Origin of the sequence: Phenylobacterium sp. (genome assembly GCF_036501465.1) — a bacterium.
Taxonomy (GTDB): Bacteria; Pseudomonadota; Alphaproteobacteria; order Caulobacterales; family Caulobacteraceae; genus Phenylobacterium.
Window position 1 is genome coordinate 1 of sequence record NZ_DASYAF010000094.1, and the last position, 14,135, is coordinate 14,135.

The 14,135-nt window shown below is 69.1% G+C and carries 18 protein-coding genes, 1 tRNA gene and 1 pseudogene; 8 read left to right on the forward strand and 12 right to left on the reverse strand.

Annotated elements, in window-relative coordinates:
• From VGL85_RS10230 to VGL85_RS10245, 4 genes are all read right to left on the reverse strand, one after another.
• On the reverse strand, positions 1 to 253 hold a 253-nt coding region (locus VGL85_RS10230; protein ID WP_414695225.1), incomplete at its 3' end, for a ribulose-phosphate 3-epimerase.
• A gap of 42 nt (positions 254 to 295) precedes the next feature.
• Positions 296 to 616 (reverse strand): hypothetical protein, encoded by a 321-nt coding sequence (locus tag VGL85_RS10235; RefSeq protein ID WP_331588732.1) that lies wholly within the window; start codon positions 614 to 616, stop codon positions 296 to 298.
• Between the two features lie 182 nt (positions 617 to 798).
• Entirely contained in the window at positions 799 to 2,100 is a 1,302-nt protein-coding gene (locus VGL85_RS10240) for an RsmB/NOP family class I SAM-dependent RNA methyltransferase (RefSeq protein ID WP_331588734.1), read from the reverse strand.
• 56 nt (positions 2,101 to 2,156) lie between these two features.
• Complete coding sequence (locus VGL85_RS10245; protein WP_331588736.1) at positions 2,157 to 2,537, reverse strand: hypothetical protein; 381 nt, start codon at positions 2,535 to 2,537, stop codon at positions 2,157 to 2,159.
• A 75-nt stretch (positions 2,538 to 2,612) separates the two neighbouring features.
• On the opposite strand from VGL85_RS10245, the gene VGL85_RS10250 reads away from it, so the two are divergent.
• Positions 2,613 to 2,807, forward strand: coding sequence for a succinate dehydrogenase assembly factor 4 (locus VGL85_RS10250; RefSeq protein WP_331588738.1), 195 nt, complete (start codon positions 2,613 to 2,615; stop codon positions 2,805 to 2,807).
• A gap of 8 nt (positions 2,808 to 2,815) precedes the next feature.
• Here the strand turns inward: VGL85_RS10250 and pyrF are convergent, their stop codons facing one another.
• Positions 2,816 to 3,553: an orotidine-5'-phosphate decarboxylase gene (pyrF, locus tag VGL85_RS10255; RefSeq protein ID WP_331588740.1), complete on the reverse strand. Its 738-nt coding sequence runs from the start codon at positions 3,551 to 3,553 to the stop codon at positions 2,816 to 2,818.
• A 72-nt stretch (positions 3,554 to 3,625) separates the two neighbouring features.
• On the opposite strand from pyrF, the gene VGL85_RS10260 reads away from it, so the two are divergent.
• Entirely contained in the window at positions 3,626 to 4,342 is a 717-nt protein-coding gene (locus VGL85_RS10260; RefSeq protein ID WP_331588742.1) for a MarC family protein, read from the forward strand.
• On the opposite strand, the gene VGL85_RS10265 is transcribed toward VGL85_RS10260, so the two are convergent.
• Positions 4,305 to 5,105, reverse strand: coding sequence for an SDR family oxidoreductase (locus VGL85_RS10265; protein WP_331588744.1), 801 nt, complete (start codon positions 5,103 to 5,105; stop codon positions 4,305 to 4,307). The genes VGL85_RS10260 and VGL85_RS10265 overlap by 38 nt on opposite strands.
• Positions 5,106 to 5,292: 187 nt before the next feature.
• Here VGL85_RS10265 and VGL85_RS10270 point away from each other — a divergent pair, with 187 nt between their 5' ends.
• The 3 genes and pseudogenes from VGL85_RS10270 to VGL85_RS10280 form a co-directional block, all read left to right on the forward strand.
• The gene (locus tag VGL85_RS10270) at positions 5,293 to 7,212 is read left to right on the forward strand and encodes a potassium transporter Kup (protein ID WP_331588746.1); all 1,920 of its coding nucleotides are present in this window, start codon (positions 5,293 to 5,295) and stop codon (positions 7,210 to 7,212) included.
• A complete protein-coding gene (locus VGL85_RS10275; protein ID WP_331588748.1) occupies positions 7,213 to 7,578 on the forward strand; it encodes a hypothetical protein in 366 nt (121 codons plus the stop codon). It begins immediately after the preceding gene.
• 64 nt (positions 7,579 to 7,642) lie between these two features.
• A pseudogene (locus VGL85_RS10280) lies at positions 7,643 to 8,893 on the forward strand (argininosuccinate synthase); the annotation flags it as partial.
• A gap of 25 nt (positions 8,894 to 8,918) precedes the next feature.
• On the opposite strand, the gene VGL85_RS10285 reads toward VGL85_RS10280, so the two are convergent.
• Complete coding sequence (locus VGL85_RS10285) at positions 8,919 to 9,125, reverse strand: KTSC domain-containing protein (RefSeq protein WP_331588750.1); 207 nt, start codon at positions 9,123 to 9,125, stop codon at positions 8,919 to 8,921.
• Between the two features lie 137 nt (positions 9,126 to 9,262).
• On the opposite strand from VGL85_RS10285, the gene VGL85_RS10290 reads away from it, so the two are divergent.
• Entirely contained in the window at positions 9,263 to 9,667 is a 405-nt protein-coding gene (locus VGL85_RS10290; protein WP_331588752.1) for an MAPEG family protein, read from the forward strand.
• Positions 9,668 to 9,671: 4 nt separating this feature from the next.
• On the opposite strand, the gene VGL85_RS10295 is transcribed toward VGL85_RS10290, so the two are convergent.
• From VGL85_RS10295 to VGL85_RS10315, 5 genes are all read right to left on the reverse strand, one after another.
• The gene (locus tag VGL85_RS10295; protein ID WP_331588754.1) at positions 9,672 to 10,238 is read right to left on the reverse strand and encodes a DUF4337 family protein; all 567 of its coding nucleotides are present in this window, start codon (positions 10,236 to 10,238) and stop codon (positions 9,672 to 9,674) included.
• A gap of 139 nt (positions 10,239 to 10,377) precedes the next feature.
• Positions 10,378 to 11,079: a PEPxxWA-CTERM sorting domain-containing protein gene (locus tag VGL85_RS10300; RefSeq protein ID WP_331588756.1), complete on the reverse strand. Its 702-nt coding sequence runs from the start codon at positions 11,077 to 11,079 to the stop codon at positions 10,378 to 10,380.
• A gap of 182 nt (positions 11,080 to 11,261) precedes the next feature.
• Positions 11,262 to 11,336: transfer RNA gene (locus VGL85_RS10305), tRNA-Gly, on the reverse strand.
• 91 nt (positions 11,337 to 11,427) lie between these two features.
• Complete coding sequence (locus VGL85_RS10310; RefSeq protein WP_331588758.1) at positions 11,428 to 12,171, reverse strand: DUF6065 family protein; 744 nt, start codon at positions 12,169 to 12,171, stop codon at positions 11,428 to 11,430.
• A 156-nt stretch (positions 12,172 to 12,327) separates the two neighbouring features.
• A complete protein-coding gene (locus VGL85_RS10315; RefSeq protein WP_331588760.1) occupies positions 12,328 to 13,005 on the reverse strand; it encodes a PEPxxWA-CTERM sorting domain-containing protein in 678 nt (225 codons plus the stop codon).
• Between the two features lie 91 nt (positions 13,006 to 13,096).
• On the opposite strand from VGL85_RS10315, the gene VGL85_RS10320 reads away from it, so the two are divergent.
• Together VGL85_RS10320 and VGL85_RS10325 are read left to right on the forward strand one after the other, a co-directional pair.
• On the forward strand, positions 13,097 to 13,606 hold the full coding sequence (locus VGL85_RS10320) for a prolyl-tRNA synthetase associated domain-containing protein (RefSeq protein ID WP_331588762.1): 510 nt from the start codon (positions 13,097 to 13,099) through the stop codon (positions 13,604 to 13,606).
• 126 nt (positions 13,607 to 13,732) lie between these two features.
• Positions 13,733 to 14,135: thioredoxin family protein (locus tag VGL85_RS10325; RefSeq protein ID WP_331588764.1), on the forward strand; the 403-nt coding region annotated here is incomplete at its 3' end.

Genomic DNA, 14,135 nt, shown 5'->3' on the forward strand with positions numbered 1-14,135 from the left:
CGGCCTCGCGGAACGCCTCCAGGTAGGGATCGGCCGGCGCGATCATCAGGTGGACATCGAGCGGGACCTGGGCGTGCCGCTTCACCGCCTTCACCACATCGGGGCCGATGGTGATGTTGGGCACGAAGTGACCGTCCATGACGTCCACGTGCAGCCAGTCCGCGCCGGCCGCCTGCACCGCCTCGACTTCCTCGCCGAGCTTGGCGAAGTCGGCCGACAGGATCGAGGGCGCGATGATCGGCGTGCGGGCCATGGCGCGGACTTAAACTGATTGGGCTTCAACGCGAAGAGGCGGCTATTCGGGTTCCTCTTCATACTGCTTCATCAGGGCCAGCATGTCCGGAGAGGCCGCATACTTGCGGCGCAGACGCTTGGCTTCCGCGTCGAACACCTCGCAATGCAGGGACCGCAAAGCACGCTCGATCTCGCGCCGACGCGCGGCGTCGTAGGGCTCTTCGCCGGCCCAGTGGCCGCAGTTGATCGCCCGGTCGATATGGACGCGAACATCCTTCGGCAGGCCGGCCAGCTTCCGAAGGTCCGGATCGGCACCATGGCGGAAGTCGCCGAGTTGGCTCGGCGCCATGAGCATCAGCGCAAGGGCGCCCGCCGCGATCATCGAAGATGAGACCCCGCCCTAAATCCCATGGTTGATGCGAGCCTTGGGGTCCGGGCTTGTCAAGGACGGCGCCTTGCGCCGCCGCCGCGCGGCCGGCCTCCGGCCGGTCCTTGAGAAGCCCGGACCCCAAGGCAAACTGGCCGCCATGAGAATTAAGCCGCAGCCTGGCGACTTCCTGACCCTTAGCTCTTCCGCAACCGCGCCACATAGAACCCGTCGGTCCCGCCGTTCAGGTGCTGCGGCAGGATGCGCAGCGCGCCGTCCGCCCTCACGCTGGCCGCCGGCGTCCCGCCTTCGCCGGCCGCGACGGGCTCCAGCGCCAGGCCGGGATGACGCGCCAGCACGCCTTCGACCTGGCCCTCGCCCTCCTCCGGCTCCAGGGAACAGACGCAATAGACCAGCCGCCCCCCGGGCTTCAGGCGGCTGACGGCGGCGTCCAGCAGCCGCGCCTGGACGGCGGCGAGGCCGGCCACATCCGATGGCTTGGCGGCCCACAGCACGTCCGGGTGGCGCCGGAAGGTGCCGGTGGCCGAGCAGGGCGCGTCCAGCAGGACGGCGTCGAAGGTCCGCTTGTCGGGCCAGGTCGCCGCGTCGACCCCCACGGTCTCGGCGGAGAGGCCGGTGCGCGCCAGGTTCTCGGCCAGGCGCTTCAGCCGCTGGGGCGAGCGGTCCACCGCGGTGACGGCCGCCCCGGTCGCGGCGAGCTGCAGGGTCTTGCCGCCCGGCGCGGCGCAGAGGTCGAGCACGCCCTGCCCCGGGCCCACGCCCAGCAGCCGCGCCGGGATCGCCGCCGAGGCGTCCTGCACCCACCAGTCGCCCTCGGCGAAACCCGGCCAGGCCGCCACGTCGCCCCGGCGCTCGGTCCGCAGGCTTCCGCCCGGCAGGACCTCGCCGTCCAGCTCGGCGGCCAGGGCGGCGGCGCGGGCCGGGTCCTTGAATGAGAGGTCGGTGGCCGGCTCAGCGGCGATGGCGGCGGCGATGGCCCGCGCCGCCTCGACCCCGAAGGCCGCGCGCCAGCGGGCGTAGAGCCAAGACGGCGCCAAGAGGTCCGCATCGTCCAGCACCACGGGCTCGCGGGTGAAGCCGCGCAGCACGGCGTTGACCAGGCCCTTGAAGGTCTCGCCGCCCTTCTGCTTGGCGACCAGGTCTACCGAGGCGCCGACCGCGGCGTGCGGCGCGGTGTTCAGCACGGCCAGCTGCGCCAGGCCCAGGCGCAGCACGTTCACCACCCGCTCCGGCGGTGGCTTCTTCAGCCGCGCCTGCAGGGCCGCGTCGATCGGGCCGAGGTGGCGCAGGGCCGCCATAACCAGGGCCCGGGCGAAGGCCCGGTCGCGCGCCGCAAGCGCCGCCAACGAGGAATGGCTCAGGCCCTCATCCAGGCCGGAACGGCCGGACAGCGCAGCGGCGAGCAGGTCGAGGGCGGCGGCGCGGGCCGGCAGGCCGGAAACGCCCGACGGGGCGTCGGAAGGCGAAGGATCGGTCACGGTGCGCGGCGTGCCCCTATCGGGCCGCCGGTGCAAGCCCCCAGATCGTCGGGCCGTCAGGCCGGCTTGGCGTCCCGCCAGGACGAAAGCACCACGAAAAGGAAGGTCGCCATGCCCAGCGCCGCCAGGACCGAGCCCGCGATCACCGCCGGCTCGGCCGACTTGCCGCCCGACAGCAAGACCACCAGCGCCGGGATCATCACCAGCACGCCGGCGGTGGAGAGCCCGTAGTTGAGCCAGCCCAGCCGCCCGCCCTTGCCGCTCAGCGCATAGAAGGTCCCCATCAACGCCAGGCTGGCCCAGCCGACCAGGTTCAGGTGGGCGTGGGCCGGCGCGAGCGTGAAGTCCCCGTGCGACCCCATGATCATGCCCCAGATCATGCCAGTCATGACGCAGAGCGCGCCGGTGGTGAAGAAGGCCAGAGACAGTCGGTTCATCTGCGTTTCCCCCGAAACAGGCCCGGACCGGGTCGTCGCCTTGGTCCGTTCAACCTTTGCGCCTAGATTTAGCCCATGACAGCCGATCTCCCTAGCGCCGCTCCCGGCAAGGCCCTGACCCCGGCCGCCCGCCGCGCCCTGGAAGAAGCCGCCGCGCGCAAGGCCGCCGAGGCGCAGGCCGCCGCTACCGGCGAACAGGGCGGCCCCAAGGGTCCCGAACCCACCCGCTTCGGCGACTGGGAGCGCAGGGGCATCGCGGTCGACTTCTAGCCGGGCCGCTACCCCGCCTGCGCCATCTCCGCGGCGACCCGCAGCGCCGCGGCCTGCGGGTCGTTGGCGGCGGTGATCGGCCGGCCACAGACGATGTGCGAGGCCCCGGCGCCCAGCGCCTCCAGCGGGGTCATGGCGCGGGCCTGGTCGTTTTTGGCCGACCAGTCCGGCCGCACCCCCGGCGTCACCACCAGGAAGTCCTTGCCGCCGAGCGCGCGGGCCAGGGCGGCCTCGTGCGGGCTGGAGATCACCCCGTCGCAGCCGGCGGCGATCGCCTGGTGGATGCGCCGCTCGACCAGGGCGCGGACCGTGCCGCCATAGCCCAGTTCCGGCAGGTCGCCGTCGGACAGGCTGGTGAGCACCGTCACCGCCAGGATCTTCAGGCCCGAGCCGCCGCGCCCCCGCACGGCCGCGGCCATCACCTGCGGCTCACCATGCACCGTCACGAAGTCGCAACCCGAGCCTGCCAGCACCGCGGCCGACCGCTGCACCGTCGTGCCGATGTCGTGCAGTTTCCAGTCGATGAACACCTGCTTGCCGCGCGCCTTCAGCTCGCGCGCCAGGGTCATGCCTTCGCCGGTGGCGAACAGTTCCAGGCCAACCTTGTAGAAGCTGACCGCATCGCCCAGCCGCTCGGCCAGGGCGCGGGCCTCCTCGACGGTGGGCACGTCCAGCGGGACGATCAGTCGGGGGTCCGCTTTGCCAGAGGCGTTTTTGGCGGCGTCTGCGAGCGCGGCTTCGGCCATGGCGAAGGCTCCGAGCAGGAGGGCGCGCGCCGGCGGTTCGGCGGGCGCAGCGATTTGGGCTAAGACCTTCGCATGATCCATTGGGACTTCGCGGTCAACTTCTTCGTCGCCCTGTTCGCGCTGCTCGACCCGATCGGCAACGTGCCAGTGTTCCTGGCCTCCACGGCCGGCGCCACCAGCCGCGAACGCGTGCAGATCGCCTTCGTGATCTCGCTGTTCGTGATGGGCTTCCTGACCTTCTTCTACTTCTCGGGCCTGGCGGTGCTGGCCTTCTTCGGCATCTCGCTACCGGCCTTCCGCATCGCCGGCGGGGTGATCCTGTTCATCCTGGGCCTGAAGATGGTCAACGACGACTTCACCGCCGGCTTCGCCGACGCGGCCGAGGCCGGCGAGGGCGACAGCTCCTATGTCCGCCGCCACATTGAGCGGCTGATCGTGCCCTTCGCCATGCCGCTGCTGATCGGCCCCGGCGCGATCTCCACGGTGATCATCTACGCCAGCCAGGCGCGGGAATACGGCCTGCCCGGCGCGGCGCTCGGCGTGGGGGCCATCGTGGCGGTGTCGGTCGCCACCTTGCTGTCGTTCCTGGCCACGCCTCTGATCAGCCGGGTGGTCGGCAAGATCGGCCTGTCGGTGATCGTCCGCGTGCTGGGGCTAATCCTCTGCGCCATGGCGGTGCAGTTCCTGCTGGCCGGGATCGCCGATTCCACCCATGGCCTGATCCGCCCCGAGGCCGCCGCGCCTTACGCCGCTACGTCTTCCGGAAGCGCGGTCCCTGCGAAGCCATGAGCGCCAGCGCCCAGTCGTCTGGGATCAGCTTGATCGCCGCGGCGATCGCCTTGTTGGGCGCGCCGGGGACGCAGATCGGCCGGTTGGCCTCCACCGCCTCGTAGCCGGCGGCGGCCACCTCGTCGGCCCCCAGCCACAGCCAGGGCGGCGTGGACTGGGTGATCTGGGCCCGCGTGCCCGCCACGTCGTGGAATTCGGAATAGGTGAAGCCGGGGCAGAGCGCGCTCACATGCACCCCCTGGCCCTCCGTCTCCAGGTGCAGGCTCTGGGAAAAGCGCACCATGAACGCCTTCACCGCGCCATAGAGGGTGTGCCCCGCCGCGCCGGGCGCGAGGCCGGCCAGGGAGGCGACGTTGACGATCCGCCCGAACTTGCGGTGCAGCATGCCCGGCAGCACCCGGTGCGCCAGTTCCGACGGCGCGGTGACCATCACCTGGATCACCGCCCGCTGGTCGGCCCAGCGGGTGTCGGCGTAGGCGCCCGGCAGGCCGTAGCCGGCGTTGTTGACCAGAACGTCCACCGTGCGGCCGTGGGCGGTCAGGAAGTCGAGGATCTGGCCCGGCGCCTCGGCCTCGCTGAGGTCGGCGGTGACCGTCAACGCCTCGACGCCGTAGCGCAGCGAGACCTCCTCGGCGAGCTTGGAGAGCCGGTCGGCGCGGCGCGCGGTCAGCGCCAGGTCGTAACCGTGGCTGGCCAGGATACGGGCGAAGGCCGCGCCGATCCCGGCCGACGCGCCGGTGACCAGCGCCAGTCTGCGATCCATTCCCCGCCTCCACGCACTTCTGGGGGGAAACTAGGGCGCTCGGCCGGACGTTCAAGGAAAAGCGGCGCCTTTGTGGCGCGCGACGGCTGCGCCGCATTGAACGGGCTTGGGTTTGGGTGTATCGCGCCGGCCGCGAGACGGCATCGGGCCGCCCAAGGGAGCTTGCTTACGCTCCCGGAGATATTGGATGGCGGATACGGCCGGCGGCGCCCCAGAGGCGCCCGAGGAGTCGCATCACTCCCCGCATCGTGAGACCTTCTTCGCCCTGGCGCTCGGCTCCATGGGCGTGGTGTTCGGCGACATCGGCACGAGCCCGCTCTACGCCATGCGCGAGGCGCTGCGCCACGCGCGCTCCGACATCGACCCTACCCTTTCGGTGCTGGGCGTCGTCTCGCTGGTGACCTGGGCGCTGATCCTGATCGTCACGGTCAAGTACGTCGTGTTCTTGATGCGGGCCGACAACAAGGGCGAGGGCGGAACCCTGGCGCTGATGGCACTGGCCCAGCGCATCGTGCCGCGACGGTCCGGCTGGGTGCTGCTGCTGGGGATGGCCGGGGCGGCGCTGTTCTACGGCGACGGGATCATCACGCCGGCCATGACCGTGCTCTCGGCCGTGGAGGGGGTGCGCGACGCCCCCGGCGCACCGCACGAGATCGCCAAGCTGGTCGTGCCGGTCGCCGCCGGCATCCTGATCGCCCTGTTCCTGGTCCAGGCCCGCGGCACGGCCAGCGTGGCCAAGTTCTTCGGCCCGATCTGCGCCCTGTGGTTCCTGGTGCTGGCCGGGCTGGGCGTCTACCACATCGCCGACGACCCGACGATCTTCCGGGCGCTGTCGCCGCACTACGGGGTGATCTTCCTGATCGACAACGGCTTCCTGGGCTTCGTGGTGCTGGGCAGCGTGTTCCTGGCGGTCACCGGCGCCGAGGCGCTCTACGCCGACATGGGCCACTTCGGTCGCAACCCGATCCGCGCGGCCTGGCTGATCATGGTGCTGCCGGCCCTGCTGCTCAACTACCTGGGCCAGGGCGCGGTGGTGCTGCACCATCCGGCGGCGCATGTGGACCCGTTCTACCGGATGATCCCGCAGGCGATCTATTGGCCGGTGCTGATCCTGGCCACCCTCGCCGCCATCATCGCCAGCCAGGCGGTGATCACCGGGGCCTTCTCGCTGACCCAGCAGGCGGTGCAGCTGGGCTTGTTCCCGCGCATCTCGATCCTGCGGACCTCGGAGACCCAGGCCGGCCAGATCTATGTGCCGCAGGTCAACAACTTCCTGATGATCGGGGTGCTGGTGCTGCTGTTCGTGTTCCAGAAGTCCGACAACCTGGCCGCCGCCTATGGGATCGCGGTCACCGGGGCGATGTTCGTCGACACCCTGCTGTTCTTCGTCATCGTGCGCTGGATGTGGAAGCGGCCGCTGTGGCAGGCGATCGCCGCCTCCAGCGGCTTCGGCGTGCTGGACATCACCTTCATCTCCTCGAACCTGCTGAAGATTCCCGACGGCGCCTGGCTGCCGCTGGTGCTGGGCGCCTCGCTGATCGCGGTGATGTGGACCTGGACCCGCGGCGCCCAGATCCTCACCGAAAAGACCCGGCGCGACAGCGTGCCCCTGCTCGAGCTGTCGGAGATCCTCAAGGCCCGCGCCCCGCACCGGGCGCCCGGCACGGCGATCTTCCTGACCTCGGACGCCTCGATGGCCCCGGTGGCCCTGATGCACAACCTCAAGCACAACAAGGTGCTGCACGAGAAGAACATCGTGCTGACCATCGAGACCGCCGAGACCCCGCGCGTTCTCGACGACAGCCGCATCCGCATCGAGCCGGTGAACGACGACTTCAAGAAGATCATCGTCACCTACGGCTTCATGGAAAGCCCGAACCTGCCCAAGGCGCTGGCGCTCTGCCGCCGCCAGGGCCTGAAGTTCGACATCATGGCGACCAGCTTCTTCCTTGGCCGCCGCTCGATCGTGCCCTCGGCGCAGTCGGGCATGCCGCTATGGCAGGACAAGCTGTTCATCTTCCTGATGAAGAACGCGGCCAACCCCACCGACTTCTACAAGATCCCACCTGGACGGGTGGTCGAGCTCGGGACCCAGGTTACCGTCTAGATGCTGCTCACCGTGCTGATCTACCTGGGCGACGCCGTCTGGATCCTTGCGTTGGCGCTGATGGCCGGCGCCTCGCGCGCGGCCTGGAACCGGATGGACGCGGCGACCCTCGTCCCCCTGCAGCCGGGCCGGGCGGGCAGCCCGCGCGCCCGGCGCAACCTGGCGCTCTCGGCCGCGCCGGGCGTCGCCTTCCTGGCCAGCCTGTTCCTGCTCGCCGGCGTCCGCAGCCTTGGCCTGACGCCGGAGATGGCGCTCATCCTGTTCGGCGTGCGGATCGTGCTGGCGGCGCTGGCCACCCTCGCCCACCTGGGCTGGCTGCGCGCCGTCATGGCCCAGCTCAAGGCCGAAGGGGCGCTTAGGTCTTGAACCCGTCGCCCATTGGCCCTTAAAGGCGCGCAACTCCCTTCGACTCCAGCCTTCAGGACGCAACCGCGCCATGGCCGACAAGCCCGTCAAGAAAGTCGTGCTCGCCTATTCCGGCGGCCTCGATAGCTCCACCATCGTCAAATGGCTGCAGACCGAGCTGGGCGCGGAGGTCGCGACCTTCACCGCCGACCTCGGCCAAGGCGGCGAGGTCGAGCCCGCCCGCCAGAAGGCGATCACCCTGGGCGTGAAGCCGGAATACGCCTTCGTCGAGGACGTGCGCGAGGAGTTCGTGCGCGACTACGTCTTCCCGATGTTCCGCGCCAATACGGTCTATGAGGGCCAGTACCTCCTGGGCACCTCGATCGCCCGGCCGCTGATCGCCAAGAAGCAGATCGAGATCGCGCGCAGGATCGGCGCCGACGCCGTGGCCCACGGGGCGACCGGCAAGGGCAACGACCAGGTCCGCTTCGAGGTGGCCTACTATGCGCTGGAGCCCGACATCCGCGTCGTGGCCCCGTGGCGCGAGTGGGATTTCAAGAGCCGCGAGGCCCTGCTGGACTTCGCCGAGAAGCACCAGATCCCGATCACCAAGGACAAGCGCGGCGACGCCCCGTTCAGCGTCGACGCCAACCTGCTGCACTCCTCCTCCGAGGGGAAGGTGCTGGAGGACCCGTCCGTCGAGGCGCCGGAGTTCGTCCACCAGCGGACCATCTCGCCGCAGGACGCGCCGGACAGGCCGACGGTCTTCACGGTGGACTTCGTGGGCGGCGATCCCGTCGCCATCGACGGCGAGGCGCTGTCGCCCGCGGCCCTGCTCACCAAGCTCAACCAGCTCGGGCACGACAATGGCGTCGGCCGCCTGGACCTGGTGGAGAACCGCTTCGTCGGCATGAAGTCGCGCGGAGTCTACGAGACCCCGGGCGGCACGATCCTGCTCGCTGCGCACCGGGGCATCGAGAGCATCACCCTGGACCGGGGCGCCATGCACCTGAAGGACGAGCTGATGCCGAAGTATGCGCAGCTCATCTACAACGGCTTCTGGTTCGCGCCCGAGCGGGAGATGCTGCAGGCTGCCATCGACCTGTCGCAGCGGATGGTCGAGGGCCGGGTGCGGGTGAAGCTCTACAAGGGCAATGTCACCGTCATCGGCCGCACCAGTCCCTATTCGCTCTACGACCAGGAACTGGTCACCTTCGAGGAAGGCGCCGTGGCCTACGACCACCGCGACGCGGCGGGCTTCATCAAGCTCAATGCGCTGCGCCTGCGGGTGAAGGCCCAGCGGGACAAGCGGATGGCGGACAAGCCCAAGGGCTAGGCCGGCGGATCAGGCCGCCGGCGGGTCAGGCGTCCAGCCGGTTATACGGGTAGCGGTCGCGGATCTCGCTCTGGAAGAACCGGCCCTTGGACTCCGCGTCCAGGAACGAGCGATGCACCTCACCCGGCACGCCGACGTAGACATAGTGCTCGCCGCTCGCGAAGCGCACCAGGAGCTTGGCGCGCTGCGGGTCGTAGTCGATCTCGCGGATCGCTGTTGAATCCACCTGCATGGCCGCCTCCTGTGGCCGATAGGAGCGTAACGGGCGAGCGCGCGTCCCCGGTTCCCGTCGAACCCCGTTACATGCCAAGCTCTGCCGCAAGGCGAAGCGCGGTTCGCCGTCGAGACCTATCGGGGGAAGATCAAATGATGATGCAGCATCGGTGGGTGGCGCTGGTCACCCTGCTCGCGCTCCTGACCTATTTCTGGATGGGGCTGCAGACTGGCGGCGCGCGGCGCAAGTCCGGGATCTCCGCCCCGGCCATGACCGGCGACCCGCTGCTCGAGCGCACCATCCGGGCCCACTACAACACCCTGGAATGGCTGCCGATGTTCCTGGTCAGCCTGTGGCTGTTCGCCATCTACTGGAGCGAGCTGGTGGCCGCGGGCCTGGGCGTGGTGTGGATCGTTGGCCGGATCATGTACCAGACGGGCTATGTCCGGGCGGCCGAGAAGCGCGAGGCCGGCTTTATCGTCCAGGCCCTGGCCGTCGCGGTCCTGTTGTTCGGGGCGCTGGGCAAGATCGGCTGGAGCCTGGCGACCGGCGGAGCCTGACGCCTCAGGTCAGGAACGCCACCGCGAACAGGGCCAGGCCGCCCAGGCCCAGGCCCAGCGAGCCCAGCCAGAAGGGTCGCTTGCGGGTGATGATCGCCACGGTGCAGACGGCGATGCCGATCTCCAGCAGGGTTGCCGCCGCCGTCAGCCAGTGGTGGCGATGTTCGTGCTGGCGGCTGGCCGCCAGCAGCTTGTCGCGCTCGGTCTCGTCCTCCTGGGCCTGTTTCTTGACCTCGGCCTGCTTGCCGGTCTGCTCCTTGGCCGTGTCGGCGTATTTCGCGGCCTTGGCGCCGCCCGCGTCGGCGGCGATGCCATAGATGTGCTTCTTCAGGCTGTCGGCCTGGTACTCGTCCCAAGCGTCGGTTGCCTTGTCCTGCGCCAGCACCGCTTCGCTGGCGCTGGTGATCGCTCCGCCCGCCTCGATGGTCTCCAGGCTGCCGACCGTGGCGGCCAGCACCGCCAGCACCGCGACGGTGATCGAGACCAGGTTGATGAAGGGGTCATGCTCGTGGGCCGCATGCTCGGCGTGTTCGGCATGCTCGTGGGCTTCGAGCGCGGGATCGTAGGTCATGGCGGCCTTCAGGACTAGGCGACGTGGGAGGTGCGTCGCCCCTGGTCTAGCCCAGCCTCAGCCACGAAAAAACCCTGGCCGCGGGGTCCGCGACCAGGGTTCGTTTCGTCGTCCGGACCGAAAGGTCCGACGCGGCGCCTTAGGCCATGACGGCCTTGCGGCGGCGCATCATGGCGCCGGCGGCGCCGAAGCCCATGATCATCAGGGCCCAGGAGGCCGGCTCGGGAACGCCACCGCGCAGGGTGTCGAACTCGAAGGCGTTGTTGTCGGAGGTGAAGTTGATGGTGTTCACGGTGTCCGGCGAGAACTTGTAGATGACCGTGAAGCCTTCCGACTGGTCGCCGTTTCCGGGAGGCGTGCCGCCCCAGATCGCCGTGCCGTCAAGGGTCTGGCTGCCGCCAGCGCCCGAGAAGGTCAGCTTGACGTGGTTGAAGTCGTCAGGCGAGCCCATGTAGAAGCTGAACTCGCTGATGCCGACCAGCGAGGTCAGGGTCGCCGAGCCGCCGCCTTGGACGGTTTCGTAGAACGAGCCGACCGGACCGCCATTGTCTTCCGGCGGCGGAGCGCTGACGCCCGAGTCGAGGCCGGCGTGGCCGTCGCGGGTGTAGGCGAGCGACGGCGTGTCCTGCGTGAAGGTGAAGGCCGGGTTCAGGTCGTCGATCGTGCCGCCCTTGTTGTCGGCGCCGGTGCCGCCCGTGCTGTTGAAGTCGGTGATCAGCGGAATGCCGTCGTTGATGTTTCCGGCGATCGCGGTGATCGAGACGATTTCAGCGGCGAAGGCCGAAGAGGCCGTGAGGCCGAGCGCAACCGCAGCGGTCGCGCCAAGAAGCTTCAGGTTCATCATTTCCCCCAGGGGTCAAACGTCCGAGCCAGTCCTCGGACCTACATCAACTTGGCTATTAACCCCTTCTTCACCGTGATGGGAGTCGTTTCGCCTAATGGGCGAGTCGATTTACGCTGTCAGCGACGATTCCCGCCCAAGCTGCCGCTTCAGCGGCGATTTCTACCAATGATTGCGGAATTTGGAGCGGGCGATGAGATTCGAACTCACGACCCCAACCTTGGCAAGGTTGTGCTCTACCACTGAGCTACGCCCGCGCTCCTCGAGGCCGATATTCGCCCCGAAAATTCGAGAGGCGGCTTATGGCAGACGCCCCCGCCCTTTGCAATGGGCGTTTGCGCACAGGTTTCAGCGGCCGAATCTGGGCTCTTTCAGGCGGCGCTTGTTGATGTGGTCGTCGCGCGCCGGGGCGACCTCTTCGGGGTATTCGCCCTTGAAGTAATAGCGCTGCCAGGCCTCCTTGGTGGCCTCCGGATCGTTGCGGAAAATCCGCTGGTTGAAGTCGCTGCGATGCTTCTCCCACACGTCGTACTGGTGGCGCAGTTCCGGGTTCGTATCCATCCGCCGGATCACCGGCTGGATCTCGTGCAGCGGCTTGTCCTGGAAGAGGGTGATGAAGCAGAAGGGCTCGCCCTTCTCGAAGCGCACCTTGCCCGGCCGGGTGAACAGCCAGTTCATGGTGAAGGGGAAGGGCAGCCAGTCGGTCTCGATCACGCCCGCCAGCGGCTGGATACCGTCCTTCACGTGGTTCGGCGAGCCCATGGCCATCATCGACCAGCCGGGCGGCGTGCGGAACAGATAGCCCGGATGCAGGGTCAGCACCCCGTGGCTGAAGTGGCTGGAGGCCAGGCGGTGGAAGTCCGGGCTGGGATAGTCCGACTTCAGCGTGATGTCCTGCTGGTGGATGCCGCCGTTCCACTCGGCGGTGAAGGCAACCGGGCAGAGCAGCTCCCAGCCCGAGGTGTTGGCCATGTTTAGCGGCAGGCAGCGGTAGGCGTGGCGGGCGTGAAAGGCGTCCATCCAGGCCCGCGTCTGGCGGCCGGGCACGATCTCCGGCGGGCGCTCGGTGGTCGGATAGCACTCCAGTTCCATGGACGGTCTCGCGTGGCGGTCTCGGGGCGAATTCGCCAGAACCCTTAGGCTGGCGCCCTTCGCCCGCGCAAGGACCGTCGCGCGCCTGGCCCGCCCACGGAAAAAGCCCTGGCCGTCGCCGGCCAGGGCTCTCCCGTCCCCCGAAGTCGTTCGGGCTTAGGCCGCCGCGGCGACCGTCTGGCGACGACGGTTGCGCACCATCGCGCCCGCGCCGCCGAAGCCCAGGATCATCAGAGCCCAGCTCGCCGGTTCCGGCACGCCGCCGGCCAGCTTGTCGAACTCGAACGAGTTGGTGTTGGACGCGAAGGTGATCGACTTCACCGGCGCATCGAAGTGGTAGCTGACCGTGAAGCCTTCCGACTGGTCGCCGTTGCCGGGAGGCGTGCCGCCCCAGATCGCCGTGCCGTTCAGCACCAGCGGCGACAGGTTCGGGTTCACGAAGGCGACGGTCATGCTGTTGAAGCTGTCCGGCGAGCCCATGTAGAACTGGAAGTTGCTGATGCTCGCAGCGGCCGTCAGGGTCGCCGAGCCGCCGCCTTCGACGGTCTCGTAGAACGAGCCCGCGACGCCGTTGTCGGCCGGCGGCGGGGCGCTGACGCCCGACAGCAGGCCGCCGACGCCGTCACGGATGAACGACAGGCCGCCGGCGTCCTGGGCGAAGGTGTAGCCGGGGGCGATGATCAGGTTGCCGTCGCTGCTGTTGAAGTCGGTGATCAGCGGATCGGTGATGTTCACGCCGGCGACGGCGCTGATGGTCACCTGATCGGCAAGCGCGCCGGTCGCGGCGAAGGTGGTCGCGGCCGCAGCGGCCAGGGCCAGGAGGCGAAGCTTCATTGGTCCAGTCTCTCTTGTTCGCGCGGACGCGCTTTGATCCAAAACGGCACACGGGTTTGCGGCCGCAACCGACCCGTGCAATCGAAGGGCCATGCTGAATCGCGCGGACCTTTTCGCCCTGCTGGACCGGCTGGGCGTCGCCCACGAGACCATCGACCATCCCGCGGTGTTCCGGGTCGGCGAGGGCGAGGCGATCAAGGCCGCCATCCCCGGCGCCCACACCAAGAACCTGTTCCTGAAGGATGCGAAGGATCAGCTGTGGCTGATCTCGGCGGCCGATCGCACCGTGATCGACCTGAAGCGGCTGCACTCCGTGATCGGCTCGGCCCGGCTGTCGTTCGGAAGCCCGGCGCTGATGGAGGCGGCCCTGGGCGTGACGCCCGGCTCGGTCACCGCCTTCGCCCTGGTCAACGACCGTGCGGCCCATCGCGTGCGGTTTGTCCTCGACCGCGTCCTGGCCGAGGCGGCGCGGGTGAACTTCCACCCGCTGACCAACACCGCCACCACCGGGGTCGACCAGGCCGGGTTCCGCGCCTTCCTCGCCGCGGTCGGGGTTTCGCCGCTGATCGTCGACTTTGCCGCCATGGCGGTGGTGGTCTAAGGGGCGCCGCCGCTGCCCGCGCTGAAGCCGTCGCCCTGTCGAAGCGTTCGCCTGTTGAAGGCTTCAGGGGGCGGGACCATCTTGGGCGACGAAACGTTTGAGCCTGGAACTTCGAGGAGCGCCCCCATGACCCTGATCGGCGAAACCGCCGGCGCGCCGCCACCCGCCGACCTCATCAAGGACGCCACCGACGCCAGTTTCATGGCCGACGTGGTCGAGGCCTCGCGCGAAACCCCGGTCATCGTCGACTTCTGGGCCACCTGGTGCGGCCCCTGCCGCCAGCTCGGCCCCGCCCTGGAAAAGGCGGTCACCGCCGCCAAGGGCAAGGTGAAGCTGGTCAAGGTCGATATCGACGCCAACCCCGCCTACGCGGGCCAGTTGCGCGTGCAGTCGATCCCGGCGGTGTTCGCCTTCGTGGACGGCCGCCCGGTGGACGGCTTCATGGGCGCCCTGCCCGACAGCCAGGTGAAGGCCTTCGTCGACAAGCTCGCCAAGACGGCCAAGGGCGGCCCCTCGCCGATCGACGAGG